The sequence below is a fragment of the Corynebacterium felinum genome (assembly GCF_030408755.1).
Classification (GTDB): domain Bacteria; phylum Actinomycetota; class Actinomycetes; order Mycobacteriales; family Mycobacteriaceae; genus Corynebacterium; species Corynebacterium felinum.
The window spans coordinates 1,385,475-1,407,547 of the sequence record NZ_CP047209.1 but is presented as its reverse complement, the minus strand read 5'-3'; the positions used below and the strand labels follow the sequence as shown (position 1 = coordinate 1,407,547).

At 54.3% G+C, this 22,073-nt stretch carries 15 protein-coding genes, 3 rRNA genes and 1 pseudogene; all 19 read right to left on the bottom strand.

Going from position 1 to position 22,073, the window contains the following annotated elements; genetic code table 11:
- Position 1: 1 nt before the first annotated feature.
- Positions 2-1,210 carry a putative cytokinetic ring protein SteA gene (gene steA / locus CFELI_RS06065; protein WP_277103423.1) on the bottom strand — a complete coding sequence of 403 codons (1,209 nt, stop codon included), beginning with the start codon at positions 1,208-1,210 and terminating at the stop codon, positions 2-4.
- 171 nt (positions 1,211-1,381) lie between these two features.
- Entirely contained in the window at positions 1,382-3,121 is a 1,740-nt protein-coding gene (gene recN, locus CFELI_RS06060) for a DNA repair protein RecN (protein WP_277103424.1), read from the bottom strand.
- A 116-nt stretch (positions 3,122-3,237) separates the two neighbouring features.
- Positions 3,238-4,191, bottom strand: a complete 954-nt coding sequence (locus CFELI_RS06055; RefSeq protein WP_277103417.1) for an NAD kinase — start codon at positions 4,189-4,191, stop codon at positions 3,238-3,240.
- Positions 4,191-5,015, bottom strand: coding sequence for a TlyA family RNA methyltransferase (locus tag CFELI_RS06050; protein WP_277103418.1), 825 nt, complete (start codon positions 5,013-5,015; stop codon positions 4,191-4,193). The genes CFELI_RS06055 and CFELI_RS06050 overlap by 1 nt, the downstream gene beginning before the upstream one ends.
- 24 nt (positions 5,016-5,039) lie before the next feature.
- Complete coding sequence (locus CFELI_RS06045; protein ID WP_277103419.1) at positions 5,040-5,198, bottom strand: hypothetical protein; 159 nt, start codon at positions 5,196-5,198, stop codon at positions 5,040-5,042.
- On the bottom strand, positions 5,195-6,184 hold the full coding sequence (locus tag CFELI_RS06040; RefSeq protein WP_277103425.1) for an HAD hydrolase-like protein: 990 nt from the start codon (positions 6,182-6,184) through the stop codon (positions 5,195-5,197). Before CFELI_RS06040 ends, CFELI_RS06045 begins: the two co-directional genes overlap by 4 nt.
- Before the next feature lie 19 nt (positions 6,185-6,203).
- Positions 6,204-7,466: a tetratricopeptide repeat protein gene (locus CFELI_RS06035; RefSeq protein ID WP_277103420.1), complete on the bottom strand. Its 1,263-nt coding sequence runs from the start codon at positions 7,464-7,466 to the stop codon at positions 6,204-6,206.
- Between the two features lie 104 nt (positions 7,467-7,570).
- Positions 7,571-7,687: ribosomal RNA gene (gene rrf / locus CFELI_RS06030) — 5S ribosomal RNA — on the bottom strand.
- A gap of 106 nt (positions 7,688-7,793) precedes the next feature.
- Positions 7,794-10,880, bottom strand: a 23S ribosomal RNA gene (locus tag CFELI_RS06025).
- Positions 10,881-11,265: 385 nt separating this feature from the next.
- Positions 11,266-12,788, bottom strand: a 16S ribosomal RNA gene (locus tag CFELI_RS06020).
- The 16S, 23S and 5S rRNA genes sit together here, the layout of an rRNA operon.
- Before the next feature lie 607 nt (positions 12,789-13,395).
- Positions 13,396-13,809 (bottom strand): DUF2871 domain-containing protein, encoded by a 414-nt coding sequence (locus CFELI_RS06015; protein ID WP_277104353.1) that lies wholly within the window; start codon positions 13,807-13,809, stop codon positions 13,396-13,398.
- 40 nt (positions 13,810-13,849) lie between these two features.
- On the bottom strand, positions 13,850-14,749 hold the full coding sequence (locus CFELI_RS06010) for a hypothetical protein (RefSeq protein WP_277104354.1): 900 nt from the start codon (positions 14,747-14,749) through the stop codon (positions 13,850-13,852).
- A 35-nt stretch (positions 14,750-14,784) separates the two neighbouring features.
- On the bottom strand, positions 14,785-16,044 hold the full coding sequence (tyrS, locus tag CFELI_RS06005; protein WP_277104355.1) for a tyrosine--tRNA ligase: 1,260 nt from the start codon (positions 16,042-16,044) through the stop codon (positions 14,785-14,787).
- Positions 16,045-16,217: 173 nt separating this feature from the next.
- Complete coding sequence (locus tag CFELI_RS06000) at positions 16,218-16,400, bottom strand: Trm112 family protein (protein ID WP_277104356.1); 183 nt, start codon at positions 16,398-16,400, stop codon at positions 16,218-16,220.
- A 79-nt stretch (positions 16,401-16,479) separates the two neighbouring features.
- Entirely contained in the window at positions 16,480-17,328 is an 849-nt protein-coding gene (locus CFELI_RS05995; RefSeq protein ID WP_277104357.1) for a hypothetical protein, read from the bottom strand.
- A gap of 258 nt (positions 17,329-17,586) precedes the next feature.
- Positions 17,587-19,020 carry an argininosuccinate lyase gene (gene argH, locus CFELI_RS05990; RefSeq protein WP_277104358.1) on the bottom strand — a complete coding sequence of 478 codons (1,434 nt, stop codon included), beginning with the start codon at positions 19,018-19,020 and terminating at the stop codon, positions 17,587-17,589.
- Positions 19,021-19,238: 218 nt separating this feature from the next.
- Complete coding sequence (locus CFELI_RS05985; protein WP_277104359.1) at positions 19,239-20,435, bottom strand: argininosuccinate synthase; 1,197 nt, start codon at positions 20,433-20,435, stop codon at positions 19,239-19,241.
- Between the two features lie 145 nt (positions 20,436-20,580).
- Positions 20,581-21,066: pseudogene (locus CFELI_RS05980) on the bottom strand (arginine repressor); the annotation flags it as partial.
- Between the two features lie 15 nt (positions 21,067-21,081).
- The gene (gene argF / locus CFELI_RS05975; RefSeq protein WP_277104361.1) at positions 21,082-22,068 is read right to left on the bottom strand and encodes an ornithine carbamoyltransferase; all 987 of its coding nucleotides are present in this window, start codon (positions 22,066-22,068) and stop codon (positions 21,082-21,084) included.
- Between the last annotated feature and the right edge of the window lie 5 nt (positions 22,069-22,073).

The following is a 22,073-nucleotide window of genomic DNA, read 5'->3' as shown; positions in this document are numbered from 1 at the left end:
ACTAGCTGCTCAACAAGTCCCGGAACAACCCTTGGAAAGTCAGGGCAATGTTATTCCACGTATCAATCAAATTGTCCGTAAACGACCCCTGCCCACCAAAACCAGCAATCACAATCACCGTTGCGGCCAACACAAACACGCCAAGCAGAACCCACAGCCAACCCAAATTGCCGCCACCACGGACAAAATACAACTTGGCAATAGCATCGGCATCAACCAGCCGCGGCCCCAACTTCATACGCGCCAACAAAGCCGAGGGGCTGGCACTTGACGCTTGGGCAAACAACGAATCCAAATCTACCGGTGCGCCAGCATTCACCACGATCTCAGCATCATGGTAGTCAGCCAACAGCAACGCCAAATCCGTCGCCGACTCCACAGCCGACGGGAACGTCATCGCACCAATACCCAAATCCTGAATACGCTCCAAGCCCACAGCATGACCATCAGGAGCAGCAGGCAGCACCACACGCGCCCCACTCCGAAGCGCATCAGCACCAATACCTGCCGGATCACCAACAATAAAATCAGGCTTATAACCCAATTCCACCAAGGAATCCGCAGCAGAATCCACACCCACAATCACCGGCTCATACTCCCGAATGAAATGGCGCAAATTCTTCACCTGCTCCTTATGCCCCACCCCCGGGCTTACCACCAGCACCTTCTTACCCAACAACTCATGGGCAACATCAGGCACCCCCAAACCATCAATCAGCAACGGCGACTCAGAATGAATGAACTGGATAGTGTTTCCAAAAAACGCCTCCATATAGTCCACCAAATGCTGCTGGGCATCCTCAAAAGCCACCTGGGCATCACCACTGGTGAGCACATGGCCGGAAGCAATCAGCTTCTCCCCATAAAACAGCTGACCCTCATCAGTCAGCCGGCCCTTCTTCCCATCCTTCAACGGCAACCACACATCAGCGCCGACGCCCTCCACCAGCATAATGCCGGCGTCGAGAAGCAACTGCGGGCCGAAATTCGGGATCGTACCAGTACTAAAAAGACCAGTATTGACCACCGCCGCAGGCTTGGCATCAATGAGTCGCTGCGCAAAACCCCGCGAAATATCCGGGGCATCCACAACCGCAATATCACCAGCCGACAGACGCTTCATACCTTTACCCGAAGCGGAAAGGTCGCGAGTTGCACCATGCAAACCAGGAAGATCAGAAGAACGAGAGAACAGACTCATGTGCCCTATTGTGTCGAGAAAAACCCGCTCACATTGGTAGCCACGCAGAAAAACCCCCAAGTTTTCTTTCAGCTTCTGATCAACTACCCCACCACAGCCACACACAGCCGACCCCACATCACGGCAGTACAGCCTCCACGATAAGAACGCGGTACGGACGAAACATGAGTAAGCATCCACCTAAACGCGCATTGCAGCAACCTCCTGTTGCGCCTTCTCCAACAACTCCTTCGCGTGAGCACGGCCAGTATCCGTATCCTCCAGCCCCGCAAGCATCCGCGACAACTCCTCAACCCTACGCTCAGTAGAAAGCTGCACCACACCAGAAGTCACAGACTCCTCCGACACCTCCTTCGACACATGCACATGCACATCCGCATACGCTGCAACCTGCGGCAAGTGAGTCACCACAATCACCTGATTGTTGCGCGCCAGCCGAGCTAGACGACGCCCAATCTCCACCGCAGCCAAGCCACCAACACCAGCATCAACCTCATCAAACACCAATGTAGTGCCCTGCGTAGCGGCCGAAAGAATCACTTCCAACGCCAACATCACACGCGACAGCTCACCACCCGAAGCCGACGACGCCAACGGACGCGGCTGCGCCTTGGCATTCGGCGCAAGCAAAAACTCCACCTCATCCAAGCCCATCGCCGACGGCTCTATCGGAGTTATCCGCACACTCAACTGCGCCTTCGGCATGGCCAAACCATGAAGCTCCTCAGACACCTGTGCCGCCAACGACTCCGCCGCAGCCGCACGCGCCTTCGACAACGCACGACCAGCGCTGAGCATCTTCTTTTCCGCAGCAGCCACGCTCTTTTTCAATTCCTCCAACGCCTCAGGAGAAATATCAATAGTCTTTCGCTTCGCCACTGCCTTCGCCAGCCACGCCAAAACCCCATCAATATCAGGAGCATACTTGCGCGTCAGCCCCTTCAAATCCTGCTGACGCTGCAAAAGCTTTTCTAACTCCTCAGGATCTGAAGGTAAAGCACTAATAAAACTCCCCAGCTCCGCTGAAATTTCACCCAGCTCACTCGTAATATGCTCAAGACGCTGAGCAATCTCGGCTAACGCTGGATCTTGGCTACCTCGAACCGCTGATACTGCCTGACCCAATAAATCGGAGGCACAGGAGACATCCTCGCCTTCAGCGCCACCGAAATCAGCCAAACCACCCACACCATCAATGGCCCCCAAAGCGCCCACGGCCTGTTGTTTGAGATCATCAACGTCTTGAAGCCGACGAATCAACGTTTGCAGATGAGCATCCTCACCCGACTGCGGATCAATCGAACTGATTTCCTCAATAGCAAAATCAAGGCGATCCGCCTCTTGGGCTAACTCACGCCGCGATTTCGTACGCTGCGCCAAATCTTGCGCCAACGTGCGCCACTGCTGGTAAGCCACCTTATATTTCTCCAACAGCTGGCTCACCTTCGGATCCAACCGATCCAAGGCCGACAACTGCTGTTCCGGTGCCAACAAGCGCAACTGATCATTCTGACCATGGATTGTTAAAAGCTCAGAAGAAAACTCCCCCAAAACCGCCGCCGGTACCGCCCGACCCCCAAGATATGCTTTCGAGCGACCTGAGGAGCTGACGATACGCGATGCGATAAACTCACCGTTCTCATCTGCACTACCCCCAGCAGACTCGGCAATAGCTGCAGCAGCTTGGGCTGTATGCTCCTCCAAACCACTGAGAACAAAACGCCCCTCCACAGCTGCTTGGGCTGCACCAGTGCGTACTCGACTAGCATCAGCACGCCCACCCACTAACAGGCGAAGGCCAGTGACAAGCATAGTTTTACCAGCGCCGGTTTCACCGGTGAGTACGGTCAAGCCTTCACTTAATTCCACTGTGGCGTGAGGAATAACACCAAGGTTTTCAATCGCAATATCGGCGAGCATGCACTCAATCATAGCCAACACTCACACAAATGTGCGAAACTTTGTGAATTTTCCCCCGCCACCAAAGGCTGTATTAAGAAAAACTACTGTGGTGCCCCACCAACAAATACGGGCACCTAATTATCGCTCGTGGTAGTTTCCCCAGTCCGCTTTTTCATCGGGCCACGCCACCCTTCCACAGGAAGCTGCAGCTTTGACACCAAACGATCGGTAAAAGGGCGCTCATCCAATCGAACCCATTTGATGCTGCGATCTCCACGAGTGACCTCCACCCGCGCACCGGGCGGAAGGTTCAACGAGCGGAAACCATCCATGACCGCCCGCGCGGGAAACGATGATGGCCGCGACTCCACAGCCACCGTCGACGATGGGCTGACAACCAGTGGTTTAGTAAACAAGGCATGCGCATTATTCGGAACAACCAAAATGGCATCCAGTTCTGGCCACAGCACTGGCCCGCCGGCCGAAAAAGCATAGGCAGTAGAACCCGTCGGCGTCGAAATAATGACGCCATCGCAACCAAAAGCGCTCACGGGGCGACCATCAATATCCAAGATGGCGTCCAACACACCAGAGCGAGTGAGGTTTTCCACACTCACTTCATTCAAAGCCCAGCCAACACCTAGCAATTCCCCATCGGGGCCGTGTGCTTCCACTGAAATTGTCATCCGTTCTTCGATTCGGAACTCACCGCTAATCACGCGGGAGACTGCCTCGTCGAGGGAATCTTTCTCCCATTCCGCCAAAAAGCCAATGTGGCCTAAATTAATACCCAAAACGGGTAAGTCAGCGAAGTGCGCAAGGTCTGCGGCTCGCAAGAATGTGCCATCGCCACCCATGACGAAGACAAAGTCCACACCATCGACAGCCTCGGGCCCGTGCTTGACCGTGGGAAACAGCGAAAGGATGGGGTGAGCTGCCACGATGGTGTCGTGTTCATTAACAAGGATTCGGACTCGAATCCCGGCGTCGCTCAGCAGCTCGGCAGCAAGTGCCGCGGTGGCCACGTTTGATTTCCGCCCGGTGTGGGGTACGAGTAATACTTCCCGGGGGTGTTCGGAATGCGGCATTATTGGGGTCCTTCCACCACGGCGCGATGCACCATACGTTGGATTTCTTCAGCACTAGCGTGTGCAGCACCACCATCTTTAACCAACCACAGGAAGAACTCGACATTCCCCGATGGTCCAGGCAGCGGTGATGCAACTACTGCTTTTAAGGATAGGCCAAGTGTTTGGGCGAACTGTGCAACTTCGATAGTGACATCTTCGCGTAACTGCGGTGAACGCACCACCCCGCCCGAACCTAGGCGGTCTTTGCCCACCTCGAATTGCGGTTTCACCATAGGAAGAAGATCAGCACCTTCAGCCATGGACTCCACAATGGCTGGCAAGGTAAGTTTCAAAGAGATGAAGGACAGGTCACCCACCATGGCGTCGCACGGCCCCGCGCACATTTCAGGTGTGAGGTGACGAATGTTCGTGCGGTCCAGTACCATCACGCGGTCGTCGTTTTGCAATCGCCAGATCAACTGCCCATAACCAACATCAACTGCAACGACTTCGCGAGCTCCCCTGCGCAAAAGCACGTCGGTGAAACCACCGGTGGATGCCCCAGCATCCAGAACTTTTTTGTCGGCGAGGTTCAGCCCGAGTGGTTCGAAAGCCTCAAGTGCGCCTAGCAGTTTATGTGCACCACGCGATGCCCAATCGTCGACAGCTGAGACGTCGACGCGGATGGAGACCTCTGGGGTGACTTGGGTGGCGGGCTTGGTTGCGAGAATGCCGGCGACGAATACTTGGTTGTTTCGGATCAGTTCGGTGGCGTGTTCCCTAGATCGGGCGATTTTGCGGCGGACGAGTTCGGCATCGAGTCGTTTGCGTGTGGCTGCCATGGGTACTGTGGTGTGTCCTTGTGTCTAGTTCAGTGCTCGACGGAGCACCTCGTGCGCGGCTTGAAGTTGCTGGGTTTGCTCCGCGAGGGTGGAAGTTTCTTGGTCAAGAATGGAATTAAATTGTGCTGTGATTTCTTCAGGTAGCGGAACCTGGCGCACATCGTGGGGTTTGGGGCTGGTCATGGGAGCCATCCTTGAAGCGCTCGATGTGCATGTTCGCTTTGTGCTTCGATGGTGCCGTCGAATGCTTCTGGTTGGGTCCAAGCCTGTGCAAGTACAGTGCGTAATGCGTGGGCGCTCGTCGAATCGTCTGTACCGCCGCTTAAGGTGATCGTGTCACCATTACGATGCGCGTGGAATTCTCCTTGTGCGCTCGGGGATAGCTGAGTTGGTTCGGCATGGATGTCCGCTAGATTTTCAGCAATATAGGTTGGGCGATGCTCACAAGGTGCATGAACGAGTGACCAGTGCTTAGATACGCCTGTGAGCAGGTGGAAGGTGTCGTATCCTGCTGCTACGCCGCCTGCGATATCAGTGTCGAGGCGATCGCCAACTGCGAGTGGCTTGACAGAGTTGAGTGCGCCTGCTGCTGTGTGGAACATGGCGGCTGCAGGCTTGCCAGCACTGCTCGGGGTTACGCCTGTTGCGTGGATGACTGCTTGGACCATCGATCCGTTGCCAACCATGAAGCCACGCTCCATCGGGAGGGTGGAATCAAGATTGGAGGCGAAGTAGCGTGCCCCACGCTGGATGGCGAGTGCTGCTTCGGAGAGCTGTGCCCAACCAGTTTCCGGGTTGTGCCCGTGAAGTACTGCTTTGGGGTTATCGTCGGCTGAAGTTGCGACGTTAAATCCGGCTTCACGCACGAGATCTTTAAAGGAATCTGTGCCTACTACGTAGATGCTGTCGCCTGGGTTGAGGTGCTGCGCTGCCATGAGGATGGCGGCTTGTGCGCTGGTGAGTACTTGCTGTTCTGTGGTGGGGATGCTCATGGTGGTGAGCATGTCTGCGACTGCTCGTGGGTGCCTGGAGGCATTGTTGGTGATGTACATGACGGGCAGCGTGGTGGTGTTGATCAGTTCTGCTGCATGCGGCAACAGCCTACCGCCTTCCCAGACGGTTCCGTCGAGGTCGAACAGTAGGCTGTCGTAGAGGTCAAGTACGCAAATTGTCATGCGTTTTAGTGTACTAGCCTAATTCGCGCAGACGCTCATCGGCGTCGAGAATCCCGTCTTCGTCCTGTGCTGCTGCGTGGGTGAACCAGGTGCGGGCGTCGTCGATGCGCCCTGCTGCGGCAAGCGTATCAGCATATGCATAAGACAGTCGCGCGTAGGATGGGTGAATCTTGGTGCCGTCGGGGTTTTGCTGTTCTAGGGTTGTTACAGCGGAGTCGAATTGGCCTAGGTCTTGGCGTGCGCCGGCGACGACGATGGCGAGTTCGATTTGGGTTTCCCGATCGAGGCCCTCAGTTCCTTCTTCGCGTGCGAGTTCGAGGGCTTTTTGTGGCTGGCCTAGTCCGCGTAGGCAGTCGACCATAACTGCGATGAGGCCTGGGCCGCCGGACATGCGGCGTGCTGCACGCAATTCGGAGAGTGCTTCTTTCCATTCGCCTGCATGGTAGGCAGCGATGCCGCAGGTTTCGCGGACAACTGCGATGCGTCCGGCGCGGTCTTTAGCGGCGCGTGCGTGGCGCAGTGCTAGTTGAGGGTCGTCGGCAAGCCAGGTTGCAGCCATGATCATGTGCTTGGCTGTGGCGCTGGCGTTGTCTTTGGACAGCACTTTGAGGTCTTGCAGAACTAGCGGGTCGAGATCCTTGACATCGATGTCGCTGGGCAGATCGGGTTCGTTGAGACGCTTGTTCAAGCGTTCTTCGCGGTAGCCTGGGCGTTGTGCGTGGCTCATGTTACGGTTCTCGCCACGATCGGAGCCGGCACGATTTGCGTGACGACGATCATCACCGCGGCCGCCATTGTCACGGCGGTCATCGCGACGGCTGTCCCGACGATCACGATCACCGAATGAGCGACGATCCCCGTCCCGACGACGGTCGCCACCATCGCGGTTGCCATAGGAACGACGATCCCCGTCGCGGTTACGATCACGGTCGCCGAATGAGCGACGATCCCCATCGCGACCACGGTCACCGTAGGAGCGGCGTTCACCGTCACTGTGACGATTACCAAAGGAGCGACGATCCCCGTCACGACCACGGTCACCATAAGAACGACGATCTCCATCGCGACCACGATCACCGTAGGAACGGCGCTCGCCGTCACGGCGGTTGTCGCGACGGTCGTTGTTGTCATCACGACGTCCGAATCCACCCCGGCCTTCACCCCGACGATCATCGTTGTTGCTACGACGATCGTAGCCATCGCGACGTTGTCCGTCGCGACGATTGGAACCGCCCTGACGGTTTCCACGTGATTCAAAGCTGTTGTGTTCTGTCATGATGTCCTAATTTAATTGAGAAAAGGAAAAAGCGTGATGTATTGATAAAGGTTGTTACCTCATTATCAATACATCACGCTTTCTCGTTGCACTTTGAAGTTTTTGGTCGGCGGTGTCTTACTCTCCCACAAACTCCCGTTTGCAGTACCATCAGCGCTGTCGGGCTTAGCTTCCGGGTTCGGAATGGGACCGGGCGTGTCCCCGACGCTATGACCACCGACACATTTTTTTTGGGTTGTGTGTGTTTTTGGGGTGTTTGTGTTGTGTCAGTGACTGTGTAGTGGACGCGGTGTTGTGTTTTGTTTGTTGTGTTTTGTGTTTTGTTTTGGGGTTGTTTGTTGGTGTATTAGTACCAGTCGTCTTCTCACATTGCTGTGTTTGCAACTCTGGCCTATCAACCCGGTAGTCTTCCGGGCACCTCAAGTGAAACCTCATCTTAGAACAGGCTTCCCGCTTAGATGCTTTCAGCGGTTATCCCTTCCGTACGTAGCTAACCAGCTATGCCACTGGCGTGACAACTGGCACACTAGAGGTACGTCCGTCCCGGTCCTCTCGTACTAGGGACAGCTTTCTTCAAGTTTCAACGCGCGCGGCGGATAGAGACCGAACTGTCTCACGACGTTCTAAACCCAGCTCGCGTGCCGCTTTAATGGGCGAACAGCCCAACCCTTGGGACCTACTCCAGCCCCAGGATGCGACGAGCCGACATCGAGGTGCCAAACCATCCCGTCGATATGGACTCTTGGGGAAGATCAGCCTGTTATCCCCGGGGTACCTTTTATCCGTTGAGCGACACCACTTCCACTCGTAGGTGCCGGATCACTAGTCCCTACTTTCGTACCTGCTTGAGTTGTCACTCTCACAGTCAAGCTCCCTTGTGCACTTACACTCAACACCTGATTGCCAACCAGGCTGAGGGAACCTTTGGGCGCCTCCGTTACTTTTTAGGAGGCAACCGCCCCAGTTAAACTACCCACCAGGCACTGTCCCCAACCCAGATCATGGGCCAAGGTTAAGGTGCTCAATCCGATCAGAGTGGTATTTCAACAACGACTCCACCACACCTAGCGATGCGGTTTCCTAGTCTCCCACCTATCCTACACAAACCGAACCAAACACCAATACCAAGCTATAGTGAAGGTCCCGGGGTCTTTTCGTCCTGCCGCGCGTAACGAGCATCTTTACTCGTAGTGCAATTTCACCGGGCCTGTGGTTGAGACAGCAGGGAAGTCGTTACGCCATTCGTGCAGGTCGGAACTTACCCGACAAGGAATTTCGCTACCTTAGGATGGTTATAGTTACCACCGCCGTTTACTGGGGCTTAAATTCTCCGCTTCGCAACACAAGTGTTGCTAACAGGTCCTCTTAACCTTCCAGCACCGGGCAGGCGTCAGTCCGTATACATCAACTTCCACGTTTTCGCACGGACCTGTGTTTTTAATAAACAGTCGCTTCCCTCTATTCTCTGCGACCACCACCAGCTCAACCAGTTTGTCACCAGCAGTGGTCCCCCTTCTCCCGAAGTTACGGGGGCATTTTGCCGAGTTCCTTAACCACAGTTCACCCGAACGCCTTAGTATTCTCTACCTGACCACCTGTGTCGGTTATGGGTACGGGCCATATATGCACTCGCTAGAGGCTTTTCTCGGCAGCATAGGATCACCAACATCCCCACACACATGTGGGTACGCATCACGCCTCACCCTTCTATGCAGAACGGATTTGCCTATTCTGCGGGCCACACGCTTACACCACAATCCACTAAGTGGCTTGGCTACCTTCCTGCGTCACCCCATCACTTGACTACTACCCACTCAGATCCCACGCACGCGCACACCAACACTACAAGTAGTAATCAGTGTGTTTGTGGGTGGTTAGTATCATGGATTCATCATTGGGCGCGCATATACGGGTACCAGAATATCAACTGGTTGTCCATCGACTACGCCTGTCGGCCTCGCCTTAGGTCCCGACTCACCCTGGGAAGATTAGCTTGACCCAGGAACCCTTAGTCATCCGGCGGACATGTTTCTCACATGTCATTCGTTACTCATGCCTGCATTCTCACTCGCACACATTCCACACCAGCGGTTACCCGGGTGCTTCAACACGTGCACGACGCTCCCCTACCCAACCAACCCCAAAAGGAGTTGATTGCCGCGGCTTCGGCGGTGTACTTGAGCCCCGCTACATTGTCGGCGCAGAACCACTCGACCAGTGAGCTATTACGCACTCTTTCAAGGATGGCTGCTTCTAAGCCAACCTCCTGGCTGTCTTCGCGATCCCACATCCTTTCCCACTTAGTACACTCTTAGGGGCCTTAACCGGCGATCTGGGCTGTTTCCCTCTCGACCAACGGAGCTTATCCCCCGCAGTCTCACTGCCGTGCTCTAACTTCACCGGCATTCGGAGTTTGGCTGACATTGCTAAGATTGTGGTCCCGCTCAACCAACCAGTAGCTCTACCTCCAGGAAGAAACACACGACGCTGCACCTAAATGCATTTCGGGGAGAACCAGCTATCACGGAGTTTGATTGGCCTTTCACCCCTACCCACAGCTCATCCCCTCAGTTTTCAACCTAAGTGGGTTCGCGCCTCCACAGCATCTTACTGCTGCTTCACACTGGCCATGGGTAGATCACCCCGCTTCGGGTCCAGGACATGCCACTAACTCACCCTCATTAGGATTCGCTTTCGCTACGGCTACCCAACACTGGTTAACCTCGCGACATGCCGCTGACTCGCAGGCTCATTCTTCAAAAGGCACGCCATCACCCAAACAAATCAGGCTCTGACGGATTGTAAGCACACGGTTTCAGGTACTATTTCACTCCCCTCCCGGGGTACTTTTCACCATTCCCTCACGGTACTTGATCCGCTATCGGTCACACTAAGTATTTAGGCTTACCGGGTGGTCCCGGCAAATTCACAGCAGATTCCACGAGCCCGCTGCTACTCGGGTATCCAACAACACAACACAACATGCTTTCACGTACAGGACTCTCACCTTCTACAGTGGGCGATTCCACACCACTTCCGCTAACACATCATAAATTATGCCCAGGTGTGACAGCACCTAGAAAGTCAAACCCCACGACCCCGCACACGCAACCCCTGCCAGGTATCACACGCATACGGTTTAGCCTCATCCACGTTCGCTCGCCACTACTAGCGGAATCACAATTGTTTTCTTCTCCTGCGGGTACTGAGATGTTTCACTTCCCCGCGTAAACCCCCACACCAGCTATGAATTCACTAGTGGGTAACTACACATAACTGCAGCCAGGTTTCCCCATTCGGACACCCTCGGATCAACGCTCTATTGGCAACTCCCCGAGGCTTAACGCAGCCTTACACGTCCTTCATCGGCTTAGCATGCCAAGGCATCCACCGTGTGCTCTTACTCAAACAACACACCAAAATGACAAAAAACACTAAGACAAACAAACACCACACACAAAAAAGAGAGTGTGTGAACATCTGTCATCAAAAAAAATTAAGAATAAAGATAAAAATGCTCGCGTCCACTATACAGTTCTCACACAACACACCAACACCAACCACCACCACAACCCCCACAAGGAGCCACAGCAATTACTGATATCGGCCACCAGGAAAACACACATGTCATCCCAGACACCCAACAGCATGCCAACACACACATATAATTTTTTTGCTTGAAGTATCACAATTTTGTTACCCCGTGTGATATCTGATCACACACAAAGCGGGTTTGCTCCACCCGGATTTATAAAAAATATAGAGCTCACACAACTGTGTGAAACAAAAAGCTCCTTAGAAAGGAGGTGATCCAGCCGCACCTTCCGGTACGGCTACCTTGTTACGACTTCGTCCCAATCGCCGATCCCACCTTCGACAGCTCCTCCCAAAAAAGGTTAGGCCACTGGCTTCGGGTGTTACCAACTTTCATGACGTGACGGGCGGTGTGTACAAGGCCCGGGAACGTATTCACCGCAGCGTTGCTGATCTGCGATTACTAGCGACTCCGACTTCATGGGGTCGAGTTGCAGACCCCAATCCGAACTGAGTAGGCTTTCAGCGATTCGCTCACCCTCACGGGCTGGCAACGCGTTGTACCGACCATTGTAGCATGTGTGAAGCCCTGGACATAAGGGGCATGATGATTTGACGTCATCCCCACCTTCCTCCGAGTTAACCCCGGCAGTCTCTCATGAGTCCCCACCATAACGTGCTGGCAACATAAGACAAGGGTTGCGCTCGTTGCGGGACTTAACCCAACATCTCACGACACGAGCTGACGACAACCATGCACCACCTGTATACAGACCACAAGGGAAACTACATCTCTGCAGCCGTCCTGTATATGTCAAGCCCAGGTAAGGTTCTTCGCGTTGCATCGAATTAATCCACATGCTCCGCCGCTTGTGCGGGCCCCCGTCAATTCCTTTGAGTTTTAGCCTTGCGGCCGTACTCCCCAGGCGGGGCGCTTAATGCGTTAGCTACGGCACAGAAGTCGTGGAAGACCCCTACACCTAGCGCCCACCGTTTACGGCATGGACTACCAGGGTATCTAATCCTGTTCGCTCCCCATGCTTTCGCTCCTCAGCGTCAGTTACTGCCCAGAGACCTGCCTTCGCCATCGGTGTTCCTCCTGATATCTGCGCATTCCACCGCTACACCAGGAATTCCAGTCTCCCCTACAGCACTCAAGTTATGCCCGTATCGCCTGCAGCTCCGGAGTTAAGCCCCGGTATTTCACAGACGACGCGACAAACCACCTACGAGCTCTTTACGCCCAGTAATTCCGGACAACGCTTGCACCCTACGTATTACCGCGGCTGCTGGCACGTAGTTAGCCGGTGCTTCTTATACAGGTACCGTCACAAAAGCTTCGTCCCTGTCGAAAGAGGTTTACAACCCGAAGGCCGTCATCCCCCACGCGGCGTCGCTGCATCAGGCTTGCGCCCATTGTGCAATATTCCCCACTGCTGCCTCCCGTAGGAGTCTGGGCCGTATCTCAGTCCCAATGTGGCCGTCCACCCTCTCAGGCCGGCTACCCGTCGACGCCTTGGTAGGCCATTACCCCACCAACAAGCTGATAGGCCGCGGGCTCATCTCGTACCGAAAAAACTTTCCACCACCAACACTAAATGATGGTCCTATCCGGTATTAGACCCAGTTTCCCAAGCTTATCCCGAAGTACGAGGCAGATCACCCACGTGTTACTCACCCGTTCGCCACTCGAGCACCCCAACAAAAGCTGAGGCCTTTCCGTTCGACTTGCATGTGTTAAGCACGCCGCCAGCGTTCGTCCTGAGCCAGGATCAAACTCTCCACAAAAAACAAGAACAAAAACTATTCCTGCCCAAGGCTCGTGAAAAGCCCAACCAAACCGGCAAAAAAACAAACAACCAGCCCACACAACACCCAACCCAAAAGCCAGGCACCATGCGAAAATGATTGAAAAAAACAAAAAAAGACAACAACCTCCCCCAACCCGACGGGGCAAAAAGCGGGGAAGGCCAAAGAATCGAATCATCAATCCCGTCATCCAACAGCAAAAAAAAATTTAACAAGCAAGCCACACTTGCCGGCCAAACCCACCATCAAACAACAAAACCAACAACCCAAACAAAAAACAAAAGTACATTGGCACACTATTGAGTTCTCAAACAACACGCCCGCAACCTCTCAAGCCAAAACCCATCGGAAGCGGTAAGAAGAAACCTTAACCGAATATAAACACCCTGTCAAGTAGCTTTCTCCTGCCACCACAACAACCACAATCCCGACTTCGGAACCTAGCTGCTCTCGCGGCGACTCGGATAAATCTACACACAGTTTCTCAAACACACAAACATGCAGGTCAAAGTCCCTATTACTGCAATTTGTTCTTCAAGAAATAAACAAAGCCACCTCCACAGAAGCGGAAGGTGGCTGTTGAGTGCTACTGGTGAATCTTGACTTGCTTATACAAAACCTTGAACAACAGGAAGATACCCACCGTCAAAATGATGTGGCCGATACCGGACAAACCAGCCATCATCGGACTCATGACAAAGTCTTGATTTTCTACTTGCGCGATTCCCTTATATGTCATGAAGGCTGCAGTCCACACAACGCCACAGTTGTACGTCCAGAAAAATGCGGTGAAATTCTTATTCTCGTGGATCTTCAGCGTGGCAGCCAGTGCCAGCATCACAAGGAAGAAAATCATACCCAACACAAGAATGTGAGTATGCACGGTGGACAGACGAGTTTGTCCCACAAAATCTTGAGCGCGAGTGAACTCCCGGTAGAAGACACCAGCAAGAAGACCAAGGACGGTATAGAACGCTGCGGCGTTGAGAAGTTTCTTCATACTCTTAGTTATATCTAAGAGTACGGGGCGTTTTCATCAATCATGTGGTTGATTCAGTACTCCGTCGGCTGAAAAGACCAACCGTCGCATGCAAAACAACCAATTCAACAAAGGTCTGGCACACAAAAACAGCCGGAATTACGGGATTGTCAAAACTTAAAGCCAAGGGCATCATCACCAGCGAATTTCTCGTCATTGCTGAAAAAGTACAGTTCACACGATCAGTCCACTCCACTTTCAGGGCACTGGCGAGCACAAACGTGCATAGCCCTGACGCCGTCGCAAAGCTTGCAAAAACCAACGCCAACAACGCGAACACCGAAACCGGAAGAGATAAAAGGGGAACAGTCGATGCTGCAATCACCCACAACACCGCCACCATCAGCGGATCCATCGCCCGTGAAACCGGCAACACCAGCGAAGGAAGATAACGTTGAATGAACCACGCTGCACCCAACGGAACAACGATCAGCATCCCCACCGAACTCAGCAGACGCATTGAATCAACGCTGCGACCTGCAATAATTGGAACGATCATAAGCTGTGCAACTAATAGCAGTGGCGTCACCAACGCTAAACGAGCCGCATTCCCACCCGCTTTTTGGGCAAAAACCACCACATAGTCCACGCAAGGAGTAAGCAACACCAACAGCGCCCCAAAGGAAACCGCCTGTTCCAGCGTGTTCTCTGCAGCAAGGAGCCGCGTCAACAACCACGCACAACTGGGGGCAATCACACCGTTCGCAATACCTAACGCGAGAAGAAAACGTCGCGGCATCGCAGGAAAAATGGAGGAATCAAGGCGCGGAACGCTCACAAAGGTAGCGAGCAACAGTCCCGCCAACAGTGGCATCACACAGACACTAAAGGCGGTACTAGCTGGGAAAACCCAACCACATACCGCCCCAAGAATAATGGCAGACAAGTAGAAGAAGCTCACGAAGAGAAATCTACCAGCCCTATCCAGCGAAAACTTTAAGCACCCAGTCGGGCACCTGCAAAGTTCTTCTTGCCCTTACGCAACACTAACCAGGAACCATGCAACAAATCAGAAGCGGAAGGCTCCCACTCTTCCGACTCAATACGCTGGTTATTCACGTACGCGCCGCCCTCCTTCACTGTGCGACGGGCTGCACCCTTCGAATCAGCAAGACCCGCAGCAACCAGCAAATCCACAATTGTGCGTGGGTCCTCGGCACCCACCTCAGCAATAGTGGTCTCGGACAAAGCACCGCGCAGAGTATTTTCATCTAACTCTGAAAGCTCGGCCTTGCCGAACAAAGCTTCGGCAGCCAACTCCACAGACTTCGTGGCCTCAGCACCGTGCACAAGAGTAGTCATCTCCTGCGCGAGACGACGCTGAGCTTCACGCTTGAAAGCCCGCTCCGCCACAGCCTCCTCGTAACCTGCAATTTCTTCCTGGCTGAGGAAGGTGAACCACCGCAAGTAATCAATAACCACGGAATCGCCAGCATTCAAGAAATACTGGTACCAGGAGTATGGGCTGGTCAATTCCGGATCCAGCCACAGTTTTCCACCACCGGTCGACTTACCGAATTTCGCGCCCGAGGCGTCAGTCACCAAAGGAACAGTCAACGCATGAACCTTCTTCTGGTTCATACGACGATTCAAATCAACGCCGGAAACAATATTGCCCCACTGGTCGCCGCCACCGATTTGCAGCTGGCAGTCAAACTCGCGATTCAGATGTACGTAGTCGAAAGCCTGCAACAGCATGTACGAAAACTCAGTGTAGGAAATGCCGTCACTTTCAAGGCGACGCTTCACGGTGTCACGATCCAACATGGTGTTGAGAGAGAAATTCTTACCCAAATCACGCAAGAATTCGATCAGGCTCATCTTGCCCAACCAATCCGCATTGTTCACCATGATGGCGCGGCCATCGGTGTAATCAATAAAACGACGAATCTGCTCTTTGATGCTTTCGACGTTTTGAGCAACCTCTGCCTCAGAAAGCATTGACCGCTCCCCCACATCACGAGGATCACCGATCATGCCCGTAGCACCACCGGCGAGGGTAAGAATGCGGTGACCAGCGTCTTGAAAACGCTTCAACATAACCAAAGGAACGAGGTGACCGGCGTGCAAGGAAGCACCAGTTGGATCGAAACCGCAGTAGACAGTGATTGGGTTTTCGCAGGTATCGCGTAGTTCTTCCAGATCGGTGGACTGGTTGATCAGTCCGCGCCAGCTCAATTCGTCAATGATATTCATGGTTTTCTTTTCTGTCAGTGTGACAATTTCAATAGAGGAAAAGGGTAATTAGCTCGCACGCATCCGGAGGAGAAACTTTTGCCATAAAAGGCTTTGGGCGTTAAAAAGGAGATGCGCCACCGACGTACATGGGTGGCGAAAAGCAGACAACGGATGCGTGGAGTTGAAGGAAATTATTTAGCTACAGGAGGCCAGCTGATTGCTTCGTCGATTAGCATGACCGGAATTCCCTCATCAATCCGATAGGCGATGCCGAGGCGGGAGTTGATGAGCACCTGCTCATTTTCACTATATTCCAGTGGTCCCTTATCTTGGGGACACACCAAAACCTCAAGCAACTTCGGATCAATACTCATAGCCTTCAACCCTACCCCACTGCCACCTTTTTTAACGAATACTTCGCCACACCCACCAAAGGGCATGTGGCGGGTCCTTTTAACCCACACCCATGGGGTCATACCACCCCACATACGTTGCCCGTATAACATTCGTCCACCACAGTTTCGGGCTTTCCACAAGCCGTGGTTCACCGTTGTCATAGGCTGGGCCAACAGAGGCTCGCCATTGGGGGTTGGAATCATCGATGCCTGCAAAACTGGTGAGGTCAGTAAACTCGTAGATCCACGTTCTGTCTTCGCACACGTAGCGTGGATTCCACCCATTATTCATGGCCTGTTCTGGGAGCGTGAATTCCAACCCAGGGGTGTATATGCACTCAGCGCCATTGTCTAATGTTATTCGCCACGGTGCGATGCGGTAGTGCTCGCCCTCAAAGCGCTTCGGGGAACCATCGTGTGTTGCCCTGATCAAGACATCTGCATCGGGTTCTTCGAGGCACAGCACAGTCTGTGGCCACGACAAGTCGACATAGCAGGTGTTGTACACTTTTTGCTGTTCATCGGTGGACACGCACGAGTAGATTCCAGACTCTTCTGCAGCAAGGGACAGCATGCACCAGCGTACTGCGATGGGCTGAATCTGCGTGGCGGGATCAACAGTGTAGCCAGGCGCTAGATCTCCGGAATGCCATAACGCACGCACACTATCAATATGCGTCACGTCGGCATCTGCCAGATTGTGGCTATCGCCGGGGTCGAGTGATGAAGGCGGTGCAGATCCGCTCAACCCTTGCGCATCTGAAGGTGGAGTTTTGGTTTCTAAAGGAGGTGTGGGATTTGGGGCAGGTGGTGGCGTTTGCTGACATGCGACCATGAGGGTGCTGGCAAGAAACGCACCAAGAATGCAACTGAGCTTTTTCAGTGTTAATTGGGTTCTCTTCGACATGACCGTTCTGCTTTCTTTGATAATGCAAGCGAACGCGCCTGTGGGTGACGAAGGGAAAGTGTTGCACTGCTGACAGGCACAACGCTTGCCTGACACTACCTTTATTTTTTCAAGGCTTCACTTTCCATACTAGGGGGTTTGGATGATAGAAGGTGCTGGCTGCGCCCCCACAATCAAAGGTGGGCGATCCCTCACAATTACGAGGGATCGCCCACCTTTAAGTGGTTCACAGCGCGGGTTTAATGCCCTAGCGAGCGTCTAGTTGCGCACGGGGGTGTGTGCCCACTTTTCATACTCGGCGTTGAGTGCGTCGATCTTGGCACGCTGTTCATCGACACGCACCTGTGCGGTTCCGCCAAGGGTTGTTCGGGAGGCGACAGCGCCTTCAACGGTGAGCACTTCACGCACGCCTGCGTGCAGTCGCGGGTCGACGCCGGCAAATTCTTCGTCGCTCAACTCGTGAAGTTGTACGCCACGTGCCTCGGCAATGCGCACGCATGCCCCCGATGCTTCGTGGGCTTCGCGGAATGGGACACCTTCGCGCACCATCCACTCCGCCAAATCGGTCGCGAGGGTGAATCCGGCGGGGGCGAGTTCGCGCATACGCTCAGGGTGGAAGGTGAGAGTAGAAACGAGCCCAGTCATGGCAGGCAGCAACAGATTGAGCTGTGCAACCGAATCAACGATTGGTTCTTTATCTTCCTGCAGGTCACGGTTGTAAGCTAAGGGCATTGCTTTGAGTGTTGCCATGAGTCCTGCGAGGTTGCCGATCAAGCGCCCCGACTTGCCACGGGTGAGTTCTGCGACGTCGGGGTTCTTCTTCTGCGGCATGATGGACGAGCCGGTTGACCAGGCGTCGTCAAGCGTGATGTAGCCGAATTCTGGGGTGCACCATGCGATGATTTCTTCAGCTAGTCGCGACATGTCAACCCCAATTTGGGCGAGCACGAATGCGGTTTCCGCTGCGAAATCGCGTGACGACGTCGCATCGAGGGAGTTCTCGGCGGCAGCATCGAAGCCCAGCTCTTCAGCGATTGCTTCTGGGTCGAGCTTCAACGAAGAGCCTGCCAATGCACCGGAACCGTAAGGGGAGACAGCAAGGCGTTTATCAAGATCCTGCAAGCGCTGAATATCGCGCAGCAATGGGTGTGCGTGCGCGAGAAGTGAATGCGCGAGAAGCACGGGCTGGGCTGCCTGAAAGTGGGTTTTCCCTGGCATGATAACACCCTCGTGTTTCGCCGCCTGCTCAGACAGTGCGGCGACAAGTTGTGCAGTTTGGGCTGCGATGTCGCGGATTGCGTCGCGCACCCACATGCGGAACAAGGTTGCTACCTGATCGTTGCGGGACCGGCCAGCACGTAAACGACCGCCTACTTCTGGACCGACAAGGGCGATCAAGCCGCGTTCCATTGCACCGTGGACGTCTTCGTCGGTGGGCTCAGGGGTAAATGTTCCCGCAGCGACTGCCTCGCCGAGTTCGCGAAGACCGTTGAGCATGGTGTCTAAATCAGCATCGCTGAGCAAACCTGCTTTATGCAAGACTTTGGCGTGTGCTTGGGAAGCGAGCACATCGTAGGGGGCGAGTACCCAGTCGAAGTGGGTTGAAACGGATAGTGCGAACATGGCTTCGCTCGGGCCGCCGGAGAACCGCCCGCCCCACAGGGCGCCTTGGTTAGTTCCGTGTTTCTGCATGGTTGTCATCCTTGTTTTTCACGTGTGTGTTGCTGCGTGCATGGATTCGGCTGCGGCTTATGAGCCGCCACAGCCAAATAGCTAGATTCTGAAAATAAAGTCTGTTGCCTAGACTTCTGGCCCAAGAGGATGCTTTCCCCTTGGGCCAGAAGTTCTTTTTCTTCTACCGTGCTAGCTACGCGCTAGGTCTGTGGTGAAGAAGGAAAGCGTGAAGTACTTTAAGCCTCGCGGTCGCGGCGGTTTGCGATCTTGGAGGACAGGCCGTGCAGTTCCACGAAGCCCTTAGCCAAGGTCTGGTCGAAGGTATCACCGGTGTCGTAGGTTGCAAGGTTGAAGTCGTAGAGGGAGTGATCGGACTTGCGGCCGTTCACCACGCAGGAGCCAGCGTGCAGCACCATGCGGATATCGCCGGTGACGTGCTCTTGGGTGGAGTCGATGAAAGCATCGAGCGAACGCTTCAAGGGGCCGAACCACAGGCCATCGTAGACTTCTTCGGACCAGCGTGCGTCGATCAGGCGCTTGTAGCGGGCCAGTTCGCGCTCAACGGTCACGTCTTCCAGTGCTTCGTGAGCAGTGATCAGCGCTACCGCACCTGGTGCTTCGTAGACTTCGCGGGACTTAATGCCCACGAGGCGGTCTTCAACCATGTCGAGGCGGCCAACGCCCTGAGCGCCAGCACGGCGGTTCATTTCTTCAATGGCTTCCAGAACGGTTACTGGGCGACCGTCGATGGCAACTGGGACACCGGATTTGAAGGTGATGGTGACTTCATCAGGTGCGTTGCCGAGTGCTGGGTCTTCGGTGTAGGCGTAGAGGTCCTTGGTTGGTGGGTTCCACAGGTCCTCCAGGAATCCGGTTTCAATGGCGCGACCCCAGACGTTTTGGTCGATGGAGAATGGGGACTTGGTGGACTGCTCGATCGGGAGGTTGATCTCCTCAGCGAACGCGATAGCCTTGTCGCGGGTCCACGCGTAATCGCGGGCTGGTGCGATGATTTCAAGTTCTGGCGCTAGGGAACGGAAGCCTACTTCGAAACGAACTTGGTCGTTGCCCTTGCCGGTGCAGCCGTGGGAGACGTGGGTGCCGCCGAAGGTTTTTGCTGCTTCGACGAGGTGCTTGACGATCAGTGGGCGGGAAATGGCAGACAGCAGTGGGTACTGCTTCATGTAGGAGCCATTGGCCTTGATGGTAGGCAGGCAGTATTCATTGGCGAATTCGTCTTTGGCGTCAATGACTACCGATTCCACGGCACCGCAGTCGAGGGCGCGCTGGCGCACGGATTCCATGTCTTCGCCGCCCTGGCCGAGGTCGAGGGAGACGGCAACAACTTCACCACCGGTCATTTTTGCTAGGTAGGGGATGGCCACGGAGGTGTCGAGGCCACCGGAGTATGCGAGTACGACGCGATTGGTCATGGGAGGAATCTGCTCCTTATGTTGCAATGGGTTGGGAAGTAAATGGTGATTGATAGTTTTCCGAAGATGATCCGGAATGTGTTGAGATGTTCGGTTATGGTGCAGTGCTGCCTGCACACCGCGTGTCTGCACGAGTGCAGTGGGATTAGCGGCTGCTGAGCAGTTCTGCGAGTTCTTTTCCGCTGAGTGGGTCGCGGGCGAGGACGAAGACGGTGTCGTCGCCTGCGATGGTTCCCACTACCTCGTCCATGCCTACTCGGTCGATGAAACTTGCAAGGAATGCTGCCGCACCCGGGGGTGTTCTCAGCACTGCGATGTTGCCGGAGTAGTCGGAGGAGACAAGGAGATCGTCGAGCATTTTGCGCAATTTTTCTCGCGTCCCAGCCGTGGTGGGTGACGTGGGTTCTTCTACCCCGCCGACCGCATAGAATGCACGCCCATTTTCGGGGCGGATCTTCTTTGCTCCAAGCTCATCAAGATCCCTCGACAGTGTTCCTTGGGTTATTTCCACGCCTTTGTCTTTGAGCAACTCGGAAAGTTGCATTTGGCTGGAGACAAGGTTTTGTTCAAGAAGATCCAAAATGAGTGCTTGACGAACTGTGCGGGTTATTGGCGCATTGCTCAATTCTCGTTCCTCTTTTTGTCTCTACTGATTCTTCGGCTGGTGTGCGATGAGCCATGTGAGTAGAGCCTTCTGCGCATGCAGTCGGTTCTCTGCTTCATCGAAGACTACTGACTGTGGGCCGTCGATAACCGAGGCAGTGACTTCACTTCCGCGGTATGCCGGCAAACAATGCATAAATATAGCATTTTTATTAGCCTTCTGCATAATTTCATCGTTGACTTGATAGGGCATAAATGGGGTGGTGCGATCCAGCCCGTCGTCTTCCATTCCCATAGATACCCACGTGTCGGTAATGACCACGTCAGCGCCGTGAACTTCGTTCAGATCAGAGGTGACCACAACCTGTGCGCCGGTGAGTAAAGCACGGGTGCGTGCGCGTTCCACGAACTGGGCTTTTGGCTGGAACTGTTCGGGGGCAATGATGGAAATATCCATGCCTGCTGTGGCGAATCCGAGCATATACGAATTGGCCATGTTGTTGTCGCCGTCACCGAGGTACACGGCTTTGCGCCCCTTAAGCCCTGCTTGCCCTTGGTCGGGGCACAGGTTTTCAATGATGGTCTGCAGGTCTGCCAAGATTTGGCAGGGATGGAAGTCTTCACACAGTGCGTTGATAATGGGTACGCGGCTAGTTTCGGCCATGGCCCAGAATCCGGCGTGGGCGTAGGTGCGCCACACAATCGCTGTGACCATGCGTGACAGCACGGCTGCGGTGTCTTGGTAGGTTTCACCTTTGCCCATTTGGGTTTTGGCAGTTTCAACAACGATGGGGTTACCCCCGAGTTCGGCAATGCCTGCTTCGAAGGAGAAGCGGGTGCGGGTGGAGGTTTTATCAAACAGTACTGCTACTGATTGTGGTCCTTCCAAGGGGCGTTGAGCATAAGGGTTTTTCTTCAACTCGGCTGCAAGTGCAAGTACTTCTGCTTGCTCGGCGGGGCTAAGGTGATCGTCGGCGATGAAGTGGCGTACCCCGTTGCAGATGGGGTTGGTGATATCAAGGCTAGTCATTGGCG